The organism is Dietzia sp. B19, from assembly GCF_014145155.1.
In the GTDB taxonomy this organism is placed as follows: Bacteria; Actinomycetota; Actinomycetes; order Mycobacteriales; family Mycobacteriaceae; genus Dietzia; species Dietzia natronolimnaea.
The window spans coordinates 1-5,744 of sequence record NZ_JAALED010000202.1; the positions used below are offsets into that span (position 1 = coordinate 1).

Below are 5,744 nucleotides of genomic sequence, written 5' to 3' on the forward strand. Positions count from 1 at the left end.
GCGCCTGATTCGGGGCTCACCCCTCGACGTCGGCCTTGAGGTTGGCCAACAACTGGTGCTGGATCCGCTTGAGCCCGGCCGGGGCGAAGGTCCGCTCGAAGAACCCGCCCACTCCCCCGGCCCCGTCCCACGACGTGGTCATCTCCACCAGCGCACCCCCGGTGGCCTCGCGGACCGTGTAGGTGGTGGCCATGGACGAGTTGGCGTCCTTCTCCACCAGCGACCAGTGCGCCGCGGCCTCGTCCACGGTCACGGTGGCCTTGACGTCCCGGCTGCGCTTCTTGGTGGCCTGGAGGTTCCACGCCGCCACGGTGCCGTGCCCCTGTCCGCCCTCGATCAATCTGTACGCGGTGAACTGCTCGGGCTGGATCCGGGGACGGACCTGGGCGTAGTCCGCGATCGCGGCCGTCACGGTCGCGACGGGCGCCTCGATGACGATGGTGTTGCTGGCGGTGACCCTGCCCATGATCGTGACTCCTCCTCTGCCTGACCACGTCGCGCCCGCCGGAATCGCCGGTGGCGGCGCCCTCGACAGGGGCGCGTCAGACAACCACCATCGTGCCCGATCCCTCGTACCGCCGAGCGCGCCACCTCGCCCCGGCTTTCCGGAGTTCCTCGAGCCAGAGGATCGACGAGCCCACCGCGACCGCCAACAACCACTCGTCGGCGTGCAACGGGGTGGTCTCGAAGATCCCCTGGAGGAAGGGCACCTGGACCACGGCCACCAGCAGCAGCGGGACCGCGGCCAGCGCCACCCAGATCGGGGCGTTGTGCGCCATGTCCCGGGAGAACACCGAGCCGTCCGTGGAGCGGACGTTCATCAGGTTGAACACCTGGAAGAACACGAAGGCGGCGTAGGCGAGGGTGGTGGCGAACAGCGGCACGCCCGCACGCTCGGGGAACATCGACTCCGCGAACGCGAGGACCAGCAGTGTCCCGGTGGCCATGACCACGCCCAACCACAGGATCCGCACCAGCCGTGACGGGGTGAGGATCTGCTCGTCGGCGGGTCGGGGTGGCCGCCGCATCGCGTTCTTCTCCACGGGCTCCACGCCCAGAGCCATGGCCGGCGGACCGTCCATGACGATGTTCACCAGCAGGACCTGCAGGGCGGTGAACGGCACGGCCGCCAACCCGAACAGCCCGCTGGCGAGGAACACCAGGACGAACGCCCACGCGGTGGTGAGCTGGAACTTCACGAACTTCACGATGTTGTCGTAGATTCCGCGGCCCTGCTCGACCGCCGAGACGATCGTCGCGAAGTTGTCGTCGGTGAGCACCATGTCGGCCGCGCCCTTGGACACGTCGGTGCCGGTGACGCCCATCGCGATCCCGATGTCGGCCTGACTCAGAGCCGGCGCGTCGTTGACGCCGTCGCCGGTCATGGCCACGACGTCCCCGCCGGACTGCAGGGCCCGGACCATCCGGATCTTGTGCTCGGGGGACACCCGGGCCAGGACTCCCATTCCGGGAGCCCGCTCGGACAGCTCGTCGTCGTCGATCCCGTCGAGATCGACCCCTCGCACCGACTCCCCCTCGATCCCCAGGTCGCGGGCGATCGACGAGGCCGTGACGAGGTGGTCTCCGGTGATCATGTGGACGGAGATCCCGGCCGCGCGCGCCACCCGGATGGCCTCGGCGGCCTCGGACCGGGGCGGGTCGACGATGCCGACCACCGCGAACACGGTCAGCCCCCGCACCTCGTCGAGGAGCACGCTCTCATCTACTCCGGTCTCGCCGGATCCGTCCTCGCCTGGTGCCGACTCGAACGGGCGCCCCGCCACGAGCAGGGTCCGCAGGCCCCGCTCCGCGAGCTCTTCGGTCGCGAGACGGATCGCCTCGTGCAGCTCGTCGGTGAGCTCCACGGCGTCCGTGCCGTTCCACACGTGGGTCGACCGGGGCAGCAGCGCACCGGTCGCGCCCTTGGCGCTGAGCGCGAGCTCCCCGCCCGGTGAGCGGTTGACGGTGGCCATGAACCTGTGGTCGGAGTCGAAGGGCACCTGGGCCACCCGCGGCCGTGCGGCACGCAGTCCCTCCACGTCGAGCCCGCACTTGGTGGCGGCCACAAGGAGAGCGCCCTCGGTGGGGTCGCCGACGAGTTCGCCGTCGGTCACGATCGCGTCGTTGCACAGCGTCATGGCGACCGCCGCCCTCCGGAGGTCCGGAACGGCATCCGGATCGGACGACAGGACCGTGCCGGTCGCCTCGTATCCGGTCCCGGTGACGGTGTAGGCGGAACCGCCCGCGACGATCCGCGTCACGGTCATCTCGTTGAGGGTGAGGGTCCCGGTCTTGTCCGTGGCGATGTGGCTGGTCGACCCGAGGGTCTCCACCGCCGCGAGGTTCTTGATGATCGCCCCCTCACGGGCGAGCCTCGCGGCGCCCATCGCGAGGGTGAACGCCACCACGGCGGTGAGGCCCTCCGGGATGGTGGCCACGGCGAGCGAGACCGCGCTGAGGAGCATGTCCTCCCAGGACTGCCCGCGCACCAGTCCGATCCCCATCACCAGCGTCACCACGACCAGCGCGATCACGGTGAGGACCCGGGCCAGGACCCCGATCCGCCGTTGGAGCGGCGTCTGCTCACCGCCCGCCCCGCCGAGCAGCTCGGCGATCGCCCCCATCTCCGTGCGCTCACCGGTCCCCGTGACCACCACGCGCGCCCGACCGCGGGTGACCTCGGTGTTCATGAACACCATGCCGGTGCGGTCACCGAGCGGCGCGTCCGCGGCGGCCACCGCTCCCGCCGTCTTGTCCACGGGGACCGACTCGCCGGTCAGGGCCGACTCCGCCACCTGGAACCGGGACGCCTCGAGAACGCGACCGTCAGCGGGGACCCTGTCGCCGGATTCCACCACCACGACGTCCCCCGGGACGAGATCCGCGCTGTCCACCTCCACCTCGGCGCCGTCCCGCACCACCCGGCTGTGCGGCACCGCCATGTCGCGCAACGCGGCCAGGCTCTCCTCGGCCCGCGTCTCCTGCACGTAGTTCAGCACGGTGTTGAGCACCACCACCAGGAGGATGACGACCGGGGTCTCCCACTCGCGCGAGATCACGGCGCTCACCACGGCGGCCACCGCGAGAACCATGATCATGGGGTCGCGGAGCAGCCGCAGGACCCGTCTCCAGGCCGGCACCCCGGCCGCCACCGGCAGGGTGTTGGGACCGTGCTCGGCGAGACGACGCGACGCCTCGGCGCGGGTCAGGCCGTTCGACCCCGCGCCGAGGCGGGAGACCACCTCTGCGGTGGACAGTGTGTGCCAGGGGGTGCGCCGGTCCGTCTCCGGGGCGCGGTCCGTCGTCGTCATCCCCCCATCGTGCCCGGTCAGCTGCCCCGGGCGATCCACTCCTCCAGATGTGGGGACTCCTCGCCCACCTTCGTGCCGTCACCGTGGCCGGTGTGGACCAGGGTCTCGGCGGGCAGGGTGAGGATCCGGTCGCGGATCGAGGTGATGATGGTCGGGAAATCGGAGTACGACCGTCCCGTGGCACCGGGCCCTCCGGAGAACAGGGTGTCGCCGGAGAACAGGACGCCCGCCTCGGGGACGTGGAAGACACACGAGCCCGGCGAGTGGCCGGGGGTGTTCATGACCGTGAACCCGGTCCCGGCGATCTGGAAGACCTGCCCGTCCTCGAGGTCCTCGTGGGCGACCGTCGGGTGGGTCTCCTCCCACAGCATCTGGTCGCCGGGGTGGACGAAGACCCGGGTGTCGAGCTCGCGGGCGAGCTCCGGGGCGACGGTGATGTGGTCGTTGTGGGCGTGCGAGCACAGGATGCCCTTGACCGTGCGCCCGGCCACCGCGTCGATGATCGGCTGCGCGGTGTGCGCGGCGTCGATGACGTACACCTCGGAGTCGTCACCGAGGATCCAGATGTTGTTGTCCACCTCCCACTCGCCACCGTCGAGGGCGAAGACGCCGCTCGTCACGACCTTCTCGATACGCAATCCGCCGGCATTGCCGGCACTCGTGTACGTCTCGCTCACAGGGTCACCACCGATCGGAGGACGGAACCGGACTTCATGGCACCGAACGCGGCCTCGACCGCGTCCAGACCGATGCGTTCGCTGACGAACTTCTCCAGCGGCAACCGCCCCTGCAGATGCAGGTCGACCAGCATCGGGAAATCGCGCTCGGGGAGGCAGTCGCCGTACCAGGAGGACTTGAGCGAACCCCCGCGGCCGAAGAAGTCGAGAAGCGGCATCTCCAGCCGCATCTCGGGCGTGGGCACGCCCACCAGGACCACCGTGCCCGCGAGGTCACGGGCGTAGAAGGCCTGCTCGTAGGTCTCGGGCCGACCGACCGCGTCGATCACCACGTCGGCGCCGAAGCCGCCCGTGAGTTCCTGGATGGCGGCCACGGGGTCCGTGCCGGAGGAGTTGACCACGTCGGTGGCCCCGAACTCGCGCGCCCACTCGAGCTTGGTGTCGTCGAGGTCCACGGCGACGATGGTCGAGGCCCCCGCCAGGCGGGCACCCACGACCGCGGCGATGCCGACACCGCCGCACCCGATCACGGCGACGGACTGGCCGCGCGTGACGTTGCCCGTGTTGACCGCGGCCCCGAGGCCGGCCATCACGCCGCAGCCCAGCAGTCCCGCGACGGCCGGATCGGCCGCCGGGTCCACCTTGGTGCACTGCCCCTCGTGGACGAGGGTCTTGTCGATGAACGCACCGATACCGAGCGCCGGGCTGAGCTCCGTGCCGTCGGTGAGGGTCATCTTCCTGGACGCGTTGTGCGTGGCGAAGCAGTACTGCTGCTGGCCGCGCTTACAGGCCCGGCACTCGCCGCAGACCGCGCGCCAGTTCAGCACCACGAAGTCGCCCTCGGCCACGTGCGTCACCCGGTCACCGACGGTCTCCACGATCCCCGCGGCCTCGTGACCGAGCAGGAAGGGGTACTCGTCGTTGATGCCGCCGTCGCGGTAGGCCAGATCGGTGTGGCAGACGCCGCACGCCTGCACGCGGACGACGACGTCGTTCGGTCCCGGATCGGGGACGACGACGTCGACGAGCTCGACATCCGCACCCTTGGTACGGGCGATGACGCCCCTGACGGTCTGTGACATACCCAGTTTCTCCTCGAGGTCGGTTCGGCTCGGGGCCGGATCAGGCGGAGCCCCGGCCCGGACCCCTCCCACCCTGCCACATATGCAGGACCGGCCATTCGTCTGCACGCGAAACGACCGGAGCCCCGGACACCTGTGGTGTCCGGGGCTCCGGCGGGTCGAGCGGTCTGCTCGAGGGGTCCGATCAGACGGCGACGCCGTTGGCACGCAGCCACGGCACGGGGTCGATCCACTGGCCGGCGGGGTTGCGCACGCCGAAGTGCAGGTGCGGGCCGGTCGAGTACCCGCGGTTGCCCACGGTGCCGATGACCTGACCGGCGTGGACGCGCTGGCCCACCGAGACGTAGTTCTGGTCGTTGTGGCCGTACTCGAGCAGGTACCCGTCGTCGGTCTGGATGCGGATCCACAGTCCGTAGCCCGAGGCCGGGCCGGCGGCGACGACCGTGCCGGACTTGGCGGCGAACATCGGCGTACCGATCGGGGCACCGAAGTCGGTGCCGTTGTGGAAGGTCCCCCAGCGCGGACCGAAGCCCGAGGTGATGGGGCCGAAGGTCGGGGCGTGGGCACCGCCGACGGCGGCGGACGGCGAACCGAGCGAACCGAACATCGCGGGATCGATGGCGTACTCCCGCAGCTGCGCCTCGTTCAGGCCGATGCCCTGCGCGAACTCCTGG

General features: G+C 70.6%; 5 protein-coding genes. All 5 read right to left on the bottom strand.

The features are described from left to right. Window positions 1-16: 16 nt before the first annotated feature. A complete protein-coding gene (locus G6020_RS06790; RefSeq protein WP_095717251.1) occupies window positions 17-466 on the bottom strand; it encodes an SRPBCC family protein in 450 nt (149 codons plus the stop codon). A 76-nt stretch (window positions 467-542) separates the two neighbouring features. Beyond that, window positions 543-3,311 (bottom strand): cation-translocating P-type ATPase, encoded by a 2,769-nt coding sequence (locus G6020_RS06795; protein WP_182610099.1) that lies wholly within the window; start codon window positions 3,309-3,311, stop codon window positions 543-545. Between the two features lie 17 nt (window positions 3,312-3,328). Beyond that, window positions 3,329-3,988: an MBL fold metallo-hydrolase gene (locus G6020_RS06800; protein WP_182610100.1), complete on the bottom strand. Its 660-nt coding sequence runs from the start codon at window positions 3,986-3,988 to the stop codon at window positions 3,329-3,331. Further along, a complete protein-coding gene (locus G6020_RS06805; RefSeq protein ID WP_182610101.1) occupies window positions 3,985-5,070 on the bottom strand; it encodes an S-(hydroxymethyl)mycothiol dehydrogenase in 1,086 nt (361 codons plus the stop codon). Before G6020_RS06805 ends, G6020_RS06800 begins: the two co-directional genes overlap by 4 nt. A 184-nt stretch (window positions 5,071-5,254) precedes the next feature. Continuing rightward, window positions 5,255-5,744, bottom strand: a 490-nt coding sequence (locus G6020_RS06810; RefSeq protein WP_182610102.1) for a M23 family metallopeptidase, incomplete at its 5' end; no start/stop codon positions are given.

What these genes read in the sequence shown, in the direction of transcription:
- G6020_RS06795 (WP_182610099.1), bottom strand. Translation starts at nt 3,311, where the DNA reads ATGACGACGACGGACCGCGCCCCGGAGACGGACCGGCGCACCCCCTGG.
- G6020_RS06805 (WP_182610101.1), bottom strand. Translation starts at nt 5,070, where the DNA reads ATGTCACAGACCGTCAGGGGCGTCATCGCCCGTACCAAGGGTGCGGAT.
- G6020_RS06790 (WP_095717251.1), bottom strand. Translation starts at nt 466, where the DNA reads ATGGGCAGGGTCACCGCCAGCAACACCATCGTCATCGAGGCGCCCGTC.